Origin of the sequence: Leeia oryzae DSM 17879 (assembly GCF_000376945.1) — a bacterium.
In the GTDB taxonomy this organism is placed as follows: Bacteria; Pseudomonadota; Gammaproteobacteria; order Burkholderiales; family Leeiaceae; genus Leeia; species Leeia oryzae.
Map to the genome: position 1 here is coordinate 178,619 of NZ_AQXU01000021.1, position 16,677 is coordinate 195,295.

The window sequence follows — 16,677 nt, forward strand, 5'->3', positions numbered from 1 at the left end:
CCTTTACAGGTGGGACTCTGACTCGCGCATACGCTTGAACAGCCAGTCCCGCAAGATCGAGGCCGGCGCCGACTGCGACGACGCGCGGGTAGAAATCAGGTAGTAACCGCGTCCGGTTTTGACCCGCAACGGGTGCGGCATCACCAGCTTGCCGGTGCTCAGTTCATCGTGCACAAACAACGGGTCGATAATCGTCACCCCTACCCCGCGGCTGGCGGCTGCCACCGCCATGTAATCGGTATCAAAAATCTGTTCGGTCTGATGCCCGGTGGGCGTCTGCTCCAGCGCCGCCAGCCAGGAGGTCCAGTCTTGGCGGTCTCGGGTCGGGTGGATCAGCGTATTGGCCAGCAGCTGGGTGGTATCTAGCTTGCCATCGCTGCCGATCGGGCACAGGTCGGGCGAACACACCGGCGTAATGCATTCTTCGTGTAGCAACTCCACCTGGCCGGTCACCATCTGCGGCTCGCCGTAATGAATCACAAAATCGTACTCGTCCCAGCGCAGGTTGGGCGTTTCTTCCCACATGGTGGTCAGGTTGATCTCAATGCCCGGGTGATCCAGGTAAAAATCCCGCAGGCGCGGCATCAGCCACAAAAACGCCACTGACGGGTAGGACTTGACCCGGATCTGGTTACGCCGCGCATCCAGCAACTGCGCCGTGGTACTGGCAATTACCTGTAGCGCGCTTTGCGCGGCCTTTAACAACTGCTCGCCCGCCTCGTTCAGCTCTGGCAAACGGTTGCGCCGCTCCATTAGCGGAAAACCAAAGAAGTCTTCCAGATTCTTGATCTGGTGGCTGACCGCGCTTTGCGTCAGACACAGCTCGTTGGCCGCGGCGGTAAAACTGCGCAGACGGGCAACCGATTCAAATACTCTCAGGGCGTGTAAGGGCGGCAGGCGGTTCATGTAGTCTAGGCGAATGAGGGTTCCTCCCCGATTAGACAGACTGGCAGGCGCTTTGTCAAACCGCATTCCAGCGCCTCGCTCAGCACGCCGCTGTACTGCGACACCTCGGCAATCTGCAACTGGCTGTCGCCCCACAACACCACCGGGTCACCCAGCTTGATCGCATCCACGCCAGACAAATCCACCGCCATCACGTTCATGGCCACCTTGCCCACCACGCGGGTGCGGTTGCCCTTCACCAGTACCGGTGTGCCGGTCGGGGCCGTATAAGGGTAGCCATCACCATAGCCGCACCCCACCAGGCCGATCAGCATCGGTTTGTCGGCGGTAAAGGTGGCGCCGTAGCCCAGCGCCTCGCCGGCTTGCAGGTGCGACATGCCAATGATTTCGGACTGCAGACTCATCACCGGGCGGAAATCGTAACCCGCCGGCATCGGCTGACTGAACGGATTGTTGCCGTACACCAGCGACCCCACCCGGGCGATGGCACCATGGGTACGGGCATCGCGTAGTAATGCCGCGCTGTTGGCGGCGGTAAACGGCAATTGGTAGCGCTGCACGGCCTGGCTGAACACTTGCCATTGGCCTTCGATGTCGCTGTCCAGATCATCCGCACAGGCAAAGTGCGTCATCAGCCCACACAGGCGCACGGCCTTCAAGGCCTCGATACGCTGCAAAATGCCCGGCAACTGCTCGGGACGGAAACCGAAGCGGTTCATGCCGGAGTTCACCTTCAGCCAGATCTTGAGCGGTTGCGCATACACCGGCATGCATTCCAGCATCTGTAGCTGGGATTCGCTTCTCAGCACCATGTCGGCATTCAGCAGGCAGGCATCCTGCAAATCGGCTGCGTTCATCACCCCTTCCAGCAGCAGCACCGGGGTCTGAATGCCGTTCTCGCGCAGCGCGCGCAAGTCATCCATCTGGATCAGGGCAAAGCCGTCTGCATCCGGCAAGCCGGCCGCAATCCGCAGCAGGCCATGGCCGTAGGCATCCGACTTCACCACGGCAAACGCGCGGGATGCCCCGGCAATCTGGCGGATTTGCTGGTAGTTATGCCGCAGGGCGGCGAGATCGAGCTGGACTCGGGTGGTGGTATGCATGGTAACGCTCACAACAACAAAAAGGACCATCACACACTAACAACCAAAGCCCGGCGGCAAAAATGAATTGTTTACATCCGGTCATCGATTAAATTCATTCCACCCTGCACACCCCTGAAACAACCCATACCTTAACCTGCCTAAAACAGGGTATAAAGCCGCCTTGTCATTGAATAGCATCATAATATCCGGCCAACCATTTCGAGGCACCTCACCACATCCAGCAACCGTGACATTAGTTTTTTCGATCAGATCATGAGAATGATTCACTTCCGGCAGACCCGCAATCTGTGCAAAATGACTTTCAGATTTTCGGCATCAGGCACATGATGTCAGAATCCTTCCGGACAGTATGGATACGGGTAAAACAAGACGCCAACCCGCAATTGTGTTGTCAGCAAAAGTCATTTTTGGAGAGAGCATTGTCATGAAGATCAGTCGCATCGTTTTTGCCGCTTTAGCCTGTAGCAGCGTGGTTGCCCAAGCAGAAATCCCGGCCACCGTCCGTTTTGGTATCGACCCTACCTACCCGCCGTTTGAAGTCAAAAAATCCGATGGCAGCCTGGTCGGTTTTGACGTCGACCTTGGCAATGCCATTTGTGCAGAAATGAAACGCAAATGCGTATGGGTAGAAAGCGCGTTCGACAGTATGATCCCGGCGCTGAAAGCCAAGAAATTCGATGCCATCCTGTCTGGCATGTCCATGACCGAACAGCGCATGCAAGAGATCAACTTTTCTAACCGCCTGTTCCGCTCCCCTGCCCGCCTGATCGCCAAAGCCGGTAGCAACATCAAGCCAACCCCAGAATCTCTCAAAGGCAAGAGCATCGGTGTACTGCAAGGCTCTACCGAAGAAGTCTACGCCAAGACCTACTGGGCCACCAAAGGTGCCAACGTCCAACCTTACGAGAACCAGGACCAAGCCTATAACGATCTGGTCGCCGGCCGCCTGGACGCCACCCTGCAAGAAGCTGCCACTGCCGTGGACGGTTTTCTGAACAAGCCGCAAGGCAAAGGCTACGCCTTCACCGGCGCCATGCTGAAAGACGACAAGATTTTTGGTACTGGCTCTGGCATTGGTCTGCGTAAAGAAGACAAAGACCTGCAACTGGCCATCAACACCGCGCTGGCCAAAATCAAGAGCAACGGCACCTACACCAAGATCATGAAGAAATACTTCGACTACGATATTTCTGGTGACAAGTAAGCCCAGCTACTAAACCAGGTTGTCCGCCCCGGGAACTTCACCTTCTCCGCCCGGGGTAAGCAAGAAAAAGCGCAAGTCGTGTGAACGGCTTGCGCTTTTTTAATGGAGATAAGATTTGATGTACATCGCGCTAAACTGGCCATGGGCTGATGCTAACAATATGATGGAACTGTCTCGATTAATGCTAATTCTGAACAATAACCTTCCAATAAATTGCGCTTTATGCATCTGACAGTGGCCAAGTACCACCAAATACTCTTTCTGAGCTCACCCATGACTTTAAGGGGTAATGATATGGATTTCTATATTCACCAATTGTCCCTGGGTAAAAATCGCTTTCTTCGAGACGATATTCAATACTTAGGCCATTCTCATTTGCCAGATCCAAAAGATTATTTGGCAACAGCAGCGCTACTGTAGTATTTGACAAGCGAGAAGGTACGATATAACCGTAAAAATCATGACTCGTTAAATATTGATATTTCCTCATTGCAGCATCTGATAGGACACCATCAGAAAATTGGCGTCGAAGCTCATTTAGCACATTACTGATTGCTTTAATTTTTTTATTAGATAAGTTCCAGTATCTACTACCAAAGGCTGCATAATGATTGAAAATATCAGGGAATTTTACTAACTGAGGTGCGTCAGAGTCCCACGCTGAAAATATTGACAAATTATTAATATTTTCATTAGTAGTCTGCGCAGCTGCAATTGGCATCCACTTCCTACAAATAAGAGGAAGCTGCTCTTCACTAGGAGGGGTAACAGGATAAATTGTCGTTGGCTGCCAGCCAAGCCTTGTTATTACTTTATGGGCAATAATTAGAGCATAACTCAACCATGGGTGCTTCATACTTGAAAGTTTGGTAACCAGCACATCATGCCCGCCCCATTGAAAATCCTGAGAGATTTCTATTGATTTACTACCGTACTGATTGCCCCATGCGTATTCGATTTCAAATGGCGCTTCTAAAAACTCATCACCACAAGTGAAATCGCCAAGTCTTCTCCAATGCAGGCCTCTATTTGATCCCAATACCAAAATGGGAATTTCTTCAGGCGGAAGTAGGTAGCTAAGCACCTCCGTAGGAATCCCTCCAAAACATGCTAGCCCCCCCAATAGCTGTGCATCCTTTTCTGGGCCCTGCCCCAATCCTCCGAAGATGCTTGCAGCAAGTTTCTTTGCAATATCGGACTGAATTGTCAGCCTTAATTCTTCGCTCTTTAGGTTAATCGCAGATCTTGAAAGGTTGATAGCAACAAGAGAAGGCTCAACCAAATTAAGGAGTAGCGACGGGCTTATCCACTTTGAATGAGTCAAAAATGTCTCGACATAATCACGTAATCGCACACCAGGGGATACCGCACCAACCTGAATCCCTTTGAGAAACATTGACTCTTCATTTGAAATAAGTACATCATTGAGAACAACTTTCTCTCCCGCCAAAATCCAAGATTTATAATCAATAGATTCTTCAACATTACTTGGATCCCGTGGAAAAATCGCCCGGTAATATCCAGAATATAGCTCACCAATATTACCAATTTTGATATCAATTATGTCTGTATTCTTATAAATGATTTTCGCAGCGCTACCTTTTATATGCGTCACAATGTCACCGTCAAAAAGGCCGGCAGTATTTTCTTCTGACAAATAACCGGCATGAAGCACTTGACCATCAACGTGAATTTTAATCCTGTGCCGAACAAATCGTGATATCCGCACAATAGCATTACACAAGGCACTAGCTGAAAAATATTTGCTATGTGTCGAATTAATCATCATTCTTACAGAAGTACCGATAGGTATGTCAGATACTTTCAGTACACTAAAATGACTACTTCGTGATGGAATATTTATCAGAAGGCCACTACGGTTCTCTGATATATTCGGATCTCTACGAGTCTCAATTTCGATTTGATCGCTTACGGAGAAGCAACTCAAAAAACCAATACCAAATTGGGAAATAGCATCAAATCCTTTAAGCCTTTTTGCCTCTCGACTCTGATACCAACTTTGCCCGACTTGACAAAAGAATGACTTGAGAATTTTCTCGTCCATGCCAATCCCATTATCTTTCCATTCAAGCCTGAGTCCCTCTGTGCCAGTTGAAATTAGTATGTCAATTTCTCCTTTTAAAGATGCACATTCACCTCGCAGGATAGCCTCTCGGGCATCTATCGCATCAACACTGTTCTGAAGGAGCTCTCGGACAAAAACGAGTGGATCTCGGTCATATAGCTCATCGCTCAACAGTTGCAGAATTCGGTTTCGATCGAGTTCGAATCTGAGCACCAACGGTTCAAACCCGACAGCATGAATAGTCCAGCCAATTCGCGAATCGAGATCAATATCATAGATACTATTACTTGTACGTAATGTGTTTATAGACTCTTCAAATTGGACATCAACCCAAGATTGCAAATCAGCTATCGCGGCATATGTATGTGGGTCTGATGTGCTCCCAGTTATTACAATCCGACGAAATATATCTCCTTGCTTGACTGAGATTGGTGACAGTGCCCGGTGACGATCCCAATGCATCTTCGATACCCGATCTTTGGGAGAAATAAACCGCCAAAGAGCATATGGAGTTCTATCTTCCCCTATGTCAAGCAGGTCGACAATTCGGACATATGTAGCAATAGCTGCCAAGTTTACCGATTCGCCAAATACAGACATGGAAATGGGATAACGACTTGGATCACGGATATCTGAGGTATTAAGTGTGTGACCTTCTGCGATCTTTGCGACAGCTTCGGAGAAAACACTGCTAAATTGTTCCAAAAAATTACGAAGACGAGCACCACTACGCAGTCCGGATGTTTCACGGAGGTACTCACGCCAAGCCACATCCAAAGGTACCCCAGTCTCATCCGCAAGAGCTACGTACCTAAGTGCTGATTGAGGTTCCCCCGGCAATAATACAAAACTAGAACTACATACCTCCCCTCCATCTTTTAGAGCAGCAAGCTCAGATTCACTTACAGCCATACCCCAATCGTGAGCAACAAGGCCAAAGACTAGAAGGGTCAATTCAGCAGAGTTCAATCTCTCGAAAAGATTTGATCCAAGAATTCTATCGGCCAAGGAAAACAAATTGCTAATATGATCAACCCAGTCGTGGGGCGTATATTCAGGGAACACAGCTACGATATATTTACCCTCAGCCTCTAGCCGCTCTCGAAGTTGATTAAATAGAGCAAGCATGTTACTCGGCACTATAGTCGACGAAATCAATCTCTGAGAGAAAATCTGATATAAACGCGTCTGCTCAATTTTAGTAGTCATGGTTACTGTAATTCTCATTGGATTGTGTATTAAGAATTTTCATTTAATTACCATTAGAGCAACTTTGATAACTTCTCACCCGATTGGTAATGCGCTGCACACGAAATTAAAAGTCTAATTTAGAATTAAATTCTCATAATTTGAATAACATAATTTCGATTATATCACCGTAAATTTGAACACTATACTACTCAACGCTAGAGCAAGCTGAGTGATCCGGGTTACTCAACTTACAAAGGATAGATAATAGTGAAATATAGGTGGTTAAAATGCCCACTTCCAATTAAGTATAGTCAAAAATCGTTGTTACTCTCTTAGAATATTGGGAATAAATAAAAAAAAACGGGCCCCCTTACGGGGGCCCGTTTTTCAATCCAGAGAAAGTCCCGGATTAGTTCTTGCTTTGGTCAACCAGTTTGTTGGCTTTGATCCAAGGCATCATGTCACGCAGCTGGTTACCTACTTTTTCAATGGCGTGCTCGGCGTTCAGACGACGGCGGGCAGTCATTGAAGGATAGTTGGTGTGACCTTCCTGGATGAACATTTTTGCGTATTCACCGGTTTGGATGCGTTTCAGGGCGTTGCGCATGGCGGCACGAGACTGCTCGTTGATCACTTCCTGGCCGGTTACGTATTCACCGTATTCAGCGTTGTTAGAGATAGAGTAGTTCATGTTGGCGATACCGCCTTCGTACATCAGGTCCACGATCAGTTTCAGTTCGTGCAGACATTCGAAGTAGGCCATTTCTGGTGCGTAACCGGCTTCGGTCAGGGTCTCAAAACCCATTTTCACCAGTTCAACTGCGCCACCACACAATACGGCTTGTTCGCCGAACAAGTCGGTTTCGGTTTCTTCGCGGAAGTTGGTTTCGATCACGCCGCCTTTGGTGCCACCGTTAGCCGCAGCGTAAGACAGGGCCAGGTCACGTGCCTTGCCGGATTTGTCTTGGTAAACCGCGATCAGGGACGGTACACCGCCACCTTTCAGGTATTCTGAACGAACGGTGTGGCCCGGGCCTTTTGGCGCAACCATCACAACGTCCAGGTCAGCGCGTGGCACGATCTGGTTGTAATGGATGTTAAAGCCGTGAGCAAATGCCAATGTAGCGCCTTGCTTGATGTTTGGCTCAATGTCGTTACGGTAGACAGATGGCTGGCTTTCGTCTGGCAGCAGAATCATGACCAGGTCTGCAGTTTTCACTGCATCAGCTACTTCAGCCACTTTCAGGCCGGCAGCTTCTGCTTTTTTCCAGGATGCGCCGCTCTTGCGCAGACCGATGGTCACGTCCACGCCTGAGTCACGCAGGTTCAGTGCGTGTGCGTGGCCTTGTGAGCCGTAACCAACGATGGTTACCTGTTTGCCCTTGATCAGGGAGATGTCTGCGTCTTTATCGTAATAAACCTTCATTGTCGTTCCTTTATTTCAAGTCAGTGGCGGCTGCATATCGTGCATGCAACCGCCGATTTTCTAATGAGTACCAATCAGACCAGTCATTAACTGTCTGTTACAAAAAACTTCAGACCTTCAGAATCCGCTCGCCACGGCCAATGCCGGAGGCGCCGGTTCTTACCGTCTCAAGGATCAAAGCTTCGTCCACCGCCTTGATGAAGGCATCCAGTTTATGGCCCGGGCCTGTCATCTCGATGGTATAGGTTTTCTCGGTGACATCAATGATGTGCCCGCGGAAAATCTCGGCCATCCGCTTCATTTCTTCGCGGTCTTTCCCTGTTGCACGCACTTTGATCAGCATCAGCTCGCGCTCGATATGATCTGCCTCGTTCAGGTCAATCACCTTCACTACGTCAATCAGCTTGTTCAGCTGCTTGGTAATCTGCTCGATCACGTCATCAGAACCGGTGGTGACAATGGTCATGCGTGACAGGGTTTTGTCTTCTGTCGGCGCCACGGTCAGCGATTCGATGTTGTAGTTACGCGCCGAAAACAGGCCCGCAACACGAGACAGTGCACCCGCCTCGTTTTCTAGCAAGATAGATAGAATATGTCGCATGTTTCCGCCCTCTTAGCAAAGGTTACCGTAGTCACGCTCGCTCACCGGAGTGGGCGGGGCAACTTGCAGGTTACGCATGTGTGGAGGGAGATCCATCTGAGTCAGGCCTTTGCCGTTCTGAATCATCGGGAACACGTTTTCGGACTGGTCGGTGATGAAGTCCATGAATACCAGACGGTCTTTCATGGCCAGGGCTTCACGCAGCGCGCCTTCTACATCCGAAGGTTTCTCGATGCGCATGCCCACGTGACCATAGGCTTCGGCCAGTTTCACGAAGTCTGGCAGTGCATCCATGTAAGACTCGGAATAGCGGTTGCCATAGAAGAACTCTTGCCACTGGCGAACCATGCCCAGATAGCGGTTGTTCAGGTTAATCACCTTGACCGGTACATGGTATTGCTTGCAGGTAGACAGTTCCTGAATGTTCATCTGGATGGACGCTTCGCCGGTAATACAGCATACGTCGGCATCCGGATGTGCCAGTTTCACGCCCATGGCGGCTGGCAGGCCAAAGCCCATGGTGCCCAGACCACCGGAGTTGATCCAGCGTTTTGGCTCGGGGAACTGGTAATACTGCGCTGCAAACATCTGGTGCTGACCCACGTCGGACGTCACGAAGGCGTTGCCGCCGGTGATTTCACACAGTTTCTGTACCACATACTGCGGCTTGATGATGGTGTCGGAATTCTCGAAATACAGGGAATTCGGCGCACGCCATGCATCGATCTGCTTCCACCAAGGCGTAATGTCGGCCTGTTTGTGGTCGCTCTGTTTCAGCACGTTCAGCAAATCTGCCAGAACGTCTTTCACGTGACCCACGATAGGTACATCCACTTTCACGCGTTTGGCGATAGAGGATGGATCAATATCCACATGAATGATTTTTTTCGGGCTGGACAGGAAATGCTGTGGCACGGAGATCACGCGGTCGTCGAACCGGGCGCCTACCGCCAGCAATACGTCACAGTTCTGCATGGTCATGTTGGCTTCAAACGTGCCATGCATGCCCAGCATGCCCAGGTTTTGCGGATCTTTGCCCGGATGTGCGCCAAGGCCCATCAGGGTATTGGTCACTGGTACACCCAGCAGACGGGCCAGCTCGCGTACTTCGTCAGACGCATTGCCCATGACCACGCCACCACCCACGTAAATCAGCGGGCGCTTGGCATCCAGCAGCAGCTGGGCAGCCTTTTTGATCTGGCCTGGGTGGCCTTTTTGTACCGGTGTGTACGCACGCATCTGTACGCTGGTCGGATAGCTGTACTTGAATTTCTGCTGCGTGACGTCTTTAGGAATATCGACCACCACCGGGCCTGGACGGCCGGTAGACGCAATATAGAAAGCTTTCTTGATGGTGTCTGCCAGTTGGGAGACATCTTTGACCAGGAAGTTGTGTTTGACGCATGGACGGGTAATACCCACCATGTCGACTTCCTGAAAGGCATCCAGACCGATGGCCGGACGGTTTACCTGTCCGGAAATGACCACCATGGGAATGGAGTCCATGTAAGCAGTGGCAATACCGGTCACTGCGTTAGTGGCGCCAGGACCGCTAGTTACCAGTGCCACGCCAACTTTGTTGGAAGAACGTGAATAGGCATCAGCAGCATGTACAGCGGCTTGCTCGTGGCGAACCAGTACGTGGCGGAATTTGTCTTGCCGGAAAATAGCGTCGTAGATTTCTAGCACTGCACCGCCAGGATAACCAAAAACGTACTCGACGTTTTCGTCTTCCAGACAGCGAGTGAGAATTTCTGCACCTGTCAGTTCCATGATTTTGTGCACCCGAGGTAATGATAAAATTCGCTGAAATTACATAACACAGTGATCTGTCGCCGCCGATCAGGCGGTTCCGGGGTTGCCGAAAAGTTTGTCTGGCGTCGGCTTCGGGGCATCAGTTAAGCCAAGGGATGACAGGCTTTAGTGATTCGCGGGGTGTAGCGGGGTTGATGCTTTCCGAAGCAGCGGTATCGCCAGCTCGCGTTCCTCACCCAAGTAGTGACCCACCGGGGGAACGCTGCTAACTCGCGTTACGCAATGCGAACAAGCAAAATACATGATGACGAATATATTCGTCAAGCTGTTTGCACCTGATTGTATTTAAAAAGCTTTTCCCTCAGACAGAACGTCCAATTTGGGCGGGTTTTTGCGGTTTTTGAATATTCACGGGCAAGCGTGGTTTGATCAGGTAAAATACGCGCTCACTTATTATTTCATCTCTGGATTTCGCCAATGCGCAAGGATAACGCCCCCGTTCTGCAAGAAGTGACCCCCAGCCTGCCCCGCCGGCTGATTTCCATCGTGTACGAATCGTTCTTGCTGGCGGCCGTGCTGTTTCTGGTCGATCTGGTATTTTTGCTGGTGGTGCGCGCACTGGGCGGGCCGATCGAGCTGTACCAGCCGAATGCGCCGGTGGCCTTGCGTGTGTTGCAAGCCGTATTGCTGGGGGGCGTTTTGTGGGGGTATTTTGGCTACTGCTGGACCACCAGCGGCCAGACACTGGCCATGAAAACCTGGAAAATCGAGGTACTGGATCTGGCAGACCGGCGCCTGAAATGGAAACAGGCAAGCATTCGCTTTGCAATTGCTTTGGCGGGCACCGCTTTTTTTGGGGCCACCTACGTGTGGGCACTCTTCGACCGCGACGGCCAGTTTATGCATGACCGTCTGGCCGGTACCAAACAGATTACCTTCAAGCGCGTAAAAACCAAATAAGCGTCAGATAACGGGTCCGGGCACCCTGGCCTGCCAGCCCGGGCTAGCTGCCAAACCGAATCCGTCCGTATTCTTGCCACCACAACACCCCCACGGCCAGCAGCAACAGGGTCGTGGTCGGGGCAATGGCGGTCAGGATAGGCGAGAAGCCGTACAAAATGGACAAGTGCGCGACCAGCTGATTGGTCACAAAAAACAACAGTCCTAACAGCACACCAGCAATCAGCCGCCCACCGGCGTTACCGCTGCGCTTCTGGTACTGGGCAAACGGCAGGCTCAGCAGCACCAGCGCCAGACAGGTAAACGGATAACCCAGTTTGCCCCACAAGGCGGTTTCGTAGCGGCGGGTGTCCTGATGGTTGGCAGCCAGATGCTGGACAAACTGGTACAGCTGCCAGCTGGACATCTTGTCTGGCGTAGAGACCAGCACCCGCACCAGCTCCGGCGTCAGCCGCGAATGCCAGACGGCAGTCGGGATCATGGACGTTTGCACATGCCCGGCTACCAGCCGGATCTGGCGGATGTTCTGCAGCGACCACTGCCCGTTGCCGGCGTAACGCGCCTCTCCGGCAGAACTGATGGTATGAATCTGGCCCTGCTCGTTCAGTTCGAACAATTGCAGCTTGTGCACTACCTGGTCTGCCCCCAGCTCGCCCACACTGATGAATGTATTCTGGTCTTTCATCCACAGGTTATTGGCGATGGCGGTGGTGCCCATTTTGGCGGTGGCTTCTGCCCGATAACGCTTGGTCAGGTTGTCGGAAAACGGTACCGCCAGCTCGCCAATCAGAAACGTCAGCAGGGCAAACAGCAGCCCGACCCGGATCAGCATGCTGGCCAGCTGGGACAACGACACCCCGGCCATGCGGATTACCGGATATTCGGAGTCTCGCACCAGGGTAGACAGGGCAAACAACGAACCCAGCATCATGCTGATCGGCAACAGCTGATACATTTGCACCGGCAGCCGAAGTGCTACATAGATAAACGCCTGCTGCATGCTGCCAAACGCATCCAGCTCGTACATCATGTCGATAAAGCTGAACAGGCCCACCAGGGCCGCGCCCACCAGCAGGGTCGATCGGCTAATGCTGCTGATCAGGTATCTCATCAGAATCATGATGCGACACTCCGGCCAGCCAGCGATTGCAGCCCTTTCAGGCCGCCATAGGATTTCAGTACCAGCCAGGCCAGCGCAACAGCAGCCAGCAGATGCACCGGCCACAGTCCCAGTACAATCGACCACTTGCCTTTGACCAGCAGGGCTTGGGCAATCGACAGACCATTCATGTAGACCAGATACACCAGCAAGGCAATCACCACGTTCCAGGCACGGCCGCTGCGCGGGTTAAAACTGGCCAGTGGCACCGCCAGCAAAGCCAGCAGCAACGCAGAGATGGGCACCCCCAGCCGCCATTGCAGCTCGGCGCGCTTCTCTATGGTCTTGGCTTTCATCAGTGCGGCACTGGAGAGCGAGCGCACCTCGGCCGTGGGCATGGCGGCCTCTTTGGCCTTGATGCGTACCGAATACTTGTCGAATGAAATCAGGCGGTATTCTTTATCGTTGATTTCTTCATAACGCTGCCCCTTGTCGAGCGTCAGAAATTTGTCGCCACCCTTATCAGTTACCTGCGAGGCAAAGGCAGATACCATCACGCCGCGCTCCTGGTTGCGCTGCGACTCGACAAACACGCGCGCCACCTTGCCGCTTAAGCCGACATAATTTTCAATGAAATAGACGACATCACCACCGTGGGCGATCTTGAATACGCCGGGCGCGGCCAGCCCCAGATCGTCGCGTGTTTGCAACTGGGCCTCATAACGGTCTGACAGGCGTAACGCCCATGGCGTTACCACCATGCTGAGCGTGGCAATCACCAGAATGACAGGCATGGCAAACCAGAGTACGGGCTTGAACCAGGATAGCGGGGACACGCCCGCGGCCGACCAGACGTGCATTTCGTGGTCACGCCAGCTGCGCATGAACGTCATCAGGACAGCGACAAACAGGGTAATCGACAAAAAGACCGGGAGGGTTTGCAACAACTGGAAAGCGACGGTGGCGGCCACGGCATCGGCCGCGAGCTTGCCGACGGCGGCCTGGCCTAGCAGGCGGACAAACTGGATGGTCAACACGATGGCGAGCAGGGTGAGCAGCACACCAAGGGCGTTCAGTGTTAACTCTCGCAGTAAAGTACGACGATGCAACATATTGCGCTTTGACTTTATAGGGGGTCTCTGTGGATAATCGCTCTATCACCCGCAAGGCAATCGGACAGAATGGCGTAACATCATGTCTTACAGGTGTTAATAGCCTTTCATGCATACAGTGCGATAGGATACACGATTGTCAAACCGGTCTCACGCAATCATGGGCCTACGCGGGCGCCCACAAGGTAAACAATAAGGACATTGGCGATGGAATTTAGCATAAAAACAGGTGCAGCGGAGAAACAAAGCTATTCGACTGCAGTGGTTGGCATTTTTGAAAACGGGAAACTCAGCGCCGCTGCCAAGGCGCTGGACAGCCAGTGCAACGGCTTGATCAAGGCCGCCATTACCGATGGAGACATCACCGGCAAAGCGGGCAGCACCTTGCTGCTGCGTCACCTGCCAAACGTTGCTTGCCAGCGCGTATTGCTGGTAGGGCTGGGGGCAGACAGCAAAGCGGTAGAAGCCAAAGACTGGCTGGAGGCCATGCGCGCCGCCCTGAAAACCTTGCTGGACCTGGGCAGCACAGACGCCGCCATGTTCCTGACCGAACTGCCGGAAGATGCGGAATGGGCCGTCAGCCAGACCCTGGTGACGCTGGCCGACCTGCGCTACCGTCTGGAAGGCTTCAAAAAGCAGCCTGAGGTCAAAGTGGCACTGAACGCACTGCACCTGTTTGTGGGCAAGAAAGCCGTGGAAGACGGCGAAGCCGGCCTGAAACTGGGCCAGGCACTGGCCGCCGGCATGTCGCTGACCAAGGACCTGGGCAACCAGCCCTCCAACTATTGCACCCCTACCCACCTGGCCAACACGGCCCAGGCCATTGCGGACGACTACAAGCTGGACATCGAAGTGCTGGAACGCGCCGACATGGAAAAGCTGGGCATGGGTTCCCTGCTGTCGGTCGCCAAAGGCAGTATCGAACCGCCTAAACTGGTGAGCCTGCACTACCGTGGCGGCAACAAGAAAGACAAGCCGGTGGTGCTGGTAGGTAAAGGCATCACCTTTGACAGCGGCGGCATTTCCCTGAAGCCGGGCGAAGGCATGGACGAAATGAAATACGACATGCTGGGCGCCGGCACAGTGCTTGGCGTGATGAAAGCCGTGGCCGAAGCCGGTTTGCCAATTAACGTCACTGGCGTGGTTGTGACCTGCGAAAACATGCCGGCCGGTAACGCCAGCAAGCCGGGCGACATCGTCACCACCATGTCTGGCCAGACCATCGAGATTCTGAATACCGATGCCGAAGGTCGCCTGATTCTGTGCGACACGCTGACTTACGTGGCCAAGTTTGAACCTGCTGCCGTGATTGACATCGCCACCCTGACAGGGGCCTGCATCATTGCACTGGGTCATGTAAACACCGGCCTGTACGCCAACGACGATGCACTGGCCAATGACTTGCTGGCTGCTGCACAGGAAGCCCGCGACTGGGCATGGCGCATGCCGCTGAACCCGGAGTACGACGAGCAGCTGAAGAGCAACTTTGCCGATATCGCCAACATTGGTGGCCGGCCGGCTGGTAGCGTGACGGCTGCCATGTTCTTGCAGCGCTTTGCCAAAGACTACACCTGGGCGCACCTGGATATTGCCGGCACCGGCTGGAAGAGTGGTGCGGCCAAAGGGGCGACCGGTCGTCCGGTACCGCTGCTGGTATCCTTCCTGAAAAATCGCAGCAAGCGCAAAAAGTCTTAAGGCCGTATGACACAGGTTGATTTTTATGCACCTGTGGCAGACAAGCTGGCCATGGTTCACCGCCTGAGCAAAAAGGCGCTGGACCGTGGCTGGCGGGTCATGCTCTGGACGCACAATGAACTCCACGCCCAGTCGGTCTCTGACCAGTTGTGGAGTAACCCGCCCACGTCGTTTCTACCCCATGTCATGGTGGACCACCCGCAGGCTGCCGACACCGGCGTACTGATTGCCTGCAGCGACCAGCATGCCAGCGGCGCGTTACCGCACCACGACATGCTGATCAATTTTACCGATACGCCGCCTGCCCCGTTTGCCCGTTTCGAGCGGCTGGTGGAGCTGGTTGGCCCGTCTGATGAAGAGCGGCAACAGTACCGCGAGAGATACCGCTGGTATCGCGAGCGGGGTTACAAGCTGAACTTTTACGAACTGGAACCGAAGGCATGAGTCTCCCCCCGGATACGGGATTTCCGCTGGATGAAGACGAGGATGAATCTCCCGTCCTGTCCAAAATGGAAGCGCTGCTCAAACGTCACCGGCCGGGTGACCTGGCTGCCCCGGTATTAACGGAGGAAGCCCAGTCAACGGGGATGAGTGACTACCCTGTGCTGATGGACCCGGACATGCCATCCGTTGCGGACACCTTGTCCGGCGATGCCTGGTTTGACCCGGATGGCCCGATTCTGGATCTGGACAACATCCCCACCGATGATCTGCCTTTGCAGCTGGACATTGACGTCATCCCCACGATTGCGCCAGCCCCGGTGCTGCGGGACGATTTTGAGGCTGCCCCGCCACTAGAGACGCCAGGTGCTGAACCCAGCCCAGAGCCGGCCCCCCTGCCAGAGCCGCTGGCGGAGGACCTGGCGCAGCCTGAGGTGGTGCCGGATACGCCAGAGGCCATACCAGTTGCAGAGACTGCGATAGTTGATGCCACCGCATCCGATATTGTCCCTGCATCAGAAGCGCCACTGCCAACGGTTGAACCGGCACATGAGGACATCCCCACCCTACCAGTGCTGCAACAGGGCCCCGCCCATCACGCAGAGGAAGACGTGCCGGTCCTGACCGAACTGGCGCTGGAATATGACGAGCAGCACTTGCCCCTGCTGGACAACGAGACCCGGGCAGCGTGGGTAGCCGAGATGGTGGAAGAGGTGATTCGCGAGCTGACGCCAAGAATCACCGGACTGGTTCGCGCGCAGCTGGGACTGCAGATTGGCGCCCTGATGAAAACCGTGACCGAACATGCCACGACCCAATTGCAGGCGCATTGGCGCCAGGAACTGCAGCAGAAAATCGAACAGCGCGTGGTCGATGAAATCGACAGTACCTTGCGGCATCCGCTGCAAGGTCAGCATGACACCAAGCCGGCCGAGTAGACGTTTTTCCTGGCCCCGGCACCAGATCACCGGCCGGTGTCGCCTGCCGGGTTTTCCCCGACTACCGCCAGATACCTTGGTACTGGCGGTTTTTTGTTTCCCATCGCCTCGTCAGGTATAATTCGGGCAACTTTATCTCACATTTGACTGTAAGCAC

General features: G+C 53.3%; 13 protein-coding genes. 5 read left to right on the plus strand and 8 right to left on the minus strand.

Annotated features, from left to right (window positions below; translation table 11 throughout):
• Nucleotides 1-3: 3 nt before the first annotated feature.
• Entirely contained in the window at nt 4-972 is a 969-nt protein-coding gene (locus F552_RS18840; RefSeq protein WP_083917456.1) for a LysR substrate-binding domain-containing protein, read from the minus strand.
• Nucleotides 912-2,009: an alanine racemase gene (gene alr, locus F552_RS0108390; RefSeq protein ID WP_033375171.1), complete on the minus strand. Its 1,098-nt coding sequence runs from the start codon at nt 2,007-2,009 to the stop codon at nt 912-914. Before alr ends, F552_RS18840 begins: the two co-directional genes overlap by 61 nt.
• A gap of 427 nt (nt 2,010-2,436) precedes the next feature.
• Here alr and F552_RS0108395 point away from each other — a divergent pair, with 427 nt between their 5' ends.
• Entirely contained in the window at nt 2,437-3,216 is a 780-nt protein-coding gene (locus F552_RS0108395) for an ABC transporter substrate-binding protein (RefSeq protein ID WP_026182527.1), read from the plus strand.
• A 220-nt stretch (nt 3,217-3,436) separates the two neighbouring features.
• Here F552_RS0108395 and F552_RS0108400 read toward each other — a convergent pair whose 3' ends face one another.
• The 4 genes from F552_RS0108400 to ilvB all read right to left on the minus strand — a co-directional run bounded on the left by F552_RS0108400 (nt 3,437) and on the right by ilvB (nt 10,293).
• Nucleotides 3,437-6,511 (minus strand): HD domain-containing protein, encoded by a 3,075-nt coding sequence (locus tag F552_RS0108400; protein WP_026182528.1) that lies wholly within the window; start codon nt 6,509-6,511, stop codon nt 3,437-3,439.
• Nucleotides 6,512-6,902: 391 nt separating this feature from the next.
• Nucleotides 6,903-7,919 (minus strand): ketol-acid reductoisomerase, encoded by a 1,017-nt coding sequence (ilvC, locus tag F552_RS0108405; protein ID WP_018151293.1) that lies wholly within the window; start codon nt 7,917-7,919, stop codon nt 6,903-6,905.
• 109 nt (nt 7,920-8,028) lie between these two features.
• On the minus strand, nt 8,029-8,520 hold the full coding sequence (ilvN, locus tag F552_RS0108410; protein ID WP_018151294.1) for an acetolactate synthase small subunit: 492 nt from the start codon (nt 8,518-8,520) through the stop codon (nt 8,029-8,031).
• A gap of 12 nt (nt 8,521-8,532) precedes the next feature.
• A complete protein-coding gene (gene ilvB / locus F552_RS0108415) occupies nt 8,533-10,293 on the minus strand; it encodes a biosynthetic-type acetolactate synthase large subunit (RefSeq protein WP_018151295.1) in 1,761 nt (586 codons plus the stop codon).
• 459 nt (nt 10,294-10,752) lie between these two features.
• Between ilvB and F552_RS0108420 the strand changes: the two genes are divergently transcribed.
• The gene (locus F552_RS0108420; protein ID WP_018151296.1) at nt 10,753-11,235 is read left to right on the plus strand and encodes an RDD family protein; all 483 of its coding nucleotides are present in this window, start codon (nt 10,753-10,755) and stop codon (nt 11,233-11,235) included.
• Between the two features lie 43 nt (nt 11,236-11,278).
• On the opposite strand, the gene lptG is transcribed toward F552_RS0108420, so the two are convergent.
• Nucleotides 11,279-12,355, minus strand: a complete 1,077-nt coding sequence (gene lptG / locus F552_RS0108425; RefSeq protein WP_018151297.1) for an LPS export ABC transporter permease LptG — start codon at nt 12,353-12,355, stop codon at nt 11,279-11,281.
• A complete protein-coding gene (gene lptF / locus F552_RS18845; protein ID WP_018151298.1) occupies nt 12,352-13,446 on the minus strand; it encodes an LPS export ABC transporter permease LptF in 1,095 nt (364 codons plus the stop codon). The genes lptG and lptF overlap by 4 nt, the downstream gene beginning before the upstream one ends.
• Before the next feature lie 207 nt (nt 13,447-13,653).
• On the opposite strand from lptF, the gene F552_RS0108435 reads away from it, so the two are divergent.
• From F552_RS0108435 to F552_RS0108445, 3 genes are read left to right on the plus strand one after another with little or no spacing between them, the layout of a single operon-like run.
• On the plus strand, nt 13,654-15,141 hold the full coding sequence (locus F552_RS0108435; protein WP_018151299.1) for a leucyl aminopeptidase: 1,488 nt from the start codon (nt 13,654-13,656) through the stop codon (nt 15,139-15,141).
• Between the two features lie 6 nt (nt 15,142-15,147).
• Complete coding sequence (locus F552_RS0108440; protein WP_018151300.1) at nt 15,148-15,585, plus strand: DNA polymerase III subunit chi; 438 nt, start codon at nt 15,148-15,150, stop codon at nt 15,583-15,585.
• Nucleotides 15,582-16,520: a hypothetical protein gene (locus F552_RS0108445; protein ID WP_018151301.1), complete on the plus strand. Its 939-nt coding sequence runs from the start codon at nt 15,582-15,584 to the stop codon at nt 16,518-16,520. The genes F552_RS0108440 and F552_RS0108445 overlap by 4 nt, the downstream gene beginning before the upstream one ends.
• Nucleotides 16,521-16,677: the final 157 nt, after the last annotated feature.

Bases quoted from the DNA above. Each gene is read 5' to 3' on its own strand.
- ilvB (WP_018151295.1), bottom strand. From the start codon at position 10,293: ATGGAACTGACAGGTGCAGAAATTCTCACTCGCTGTCTGGAAGACGAA.
- ilvC (WP_018151293.1), bottom strand. From the start codon at position 7,919: ATGAAGGTTTATTACGATAAAGACGCAGACATCTCCCTGATCAAGGGC.
- ilvN (WP_018151294.1), bottom strand. From the start codon at position 8,520: ATGCGACATATTCTATCTATCTTGCTAGAAAACGAGGCGGGTGCACTG.
- F552_RS0108420 (WP_018151296.1), top strand. From the start codon at position 10,753: ATGCGCAAGGATAACGCCCCCGTTCTGCAAGAAGTGACCCCCAGCCTG.
- lptG (WP_018151297.1), bottom strand. From the start codon at position 12,355: ATGATTCTGATGAGATACCTGATCAGCAGCATTAGCCGATCGACCCTG.
- F552_RS0108400 (WP_026182528.1), bottom strand. From the start codon at position 6,511: ATGACTACTAAAATTGAGCAGACGCGTTTATATCAGATTTTCTCTCAG.
- lptF (WP_018151298.1), bottom strand. From the start codon at position 13,446: ATGTTGCATCGTCGTACTTTACTGCGAGAGTTAACACTGAACGCCCTT.
- F552_RS0108440 (WP_018151300.1), top strand. From the start codon at position 15,148: ATGACACAGGTTGATTTTTATGCACCTGTGGCAGACAAGCTGGCCATG.
- F552_RS0108395 (WP_026182527.1), top strand. From the start codon at position 2,437: ATGAAGATCAGTCGCATCGTTTTTGCCGCTTTAGCCTGTAGCAGCGTG.
- F552_RS18840 (WP_083917456.1), bottom strand. From the start codon at position 972: ATGCGGTTTGACAAAGCGCCTGCCAGTCTGTCTAATCGGGGAGGAACC.
- F552_RS0108435 (WP_018151299.1), top strand. From the start codon at position 13,654: ATGGAATTTAGCATAAAAACAGGTGCAGCGGAGAAACAAAGCTATTCG.
- alr (WP_033375171.1), bottom strand. From the start codon at position 2,009: ATGCATACCACCACCCGAGTCCAGCTCGATCTCGCCGCCCTGCGGCAT.
- F552_RS0108445 (WP_018151301.1), top strand. From the start codon at position 15,582: ATGAGTCTCCCCCCGGATACGGGATTTCCGCTGGATGAAGACGAGGAT.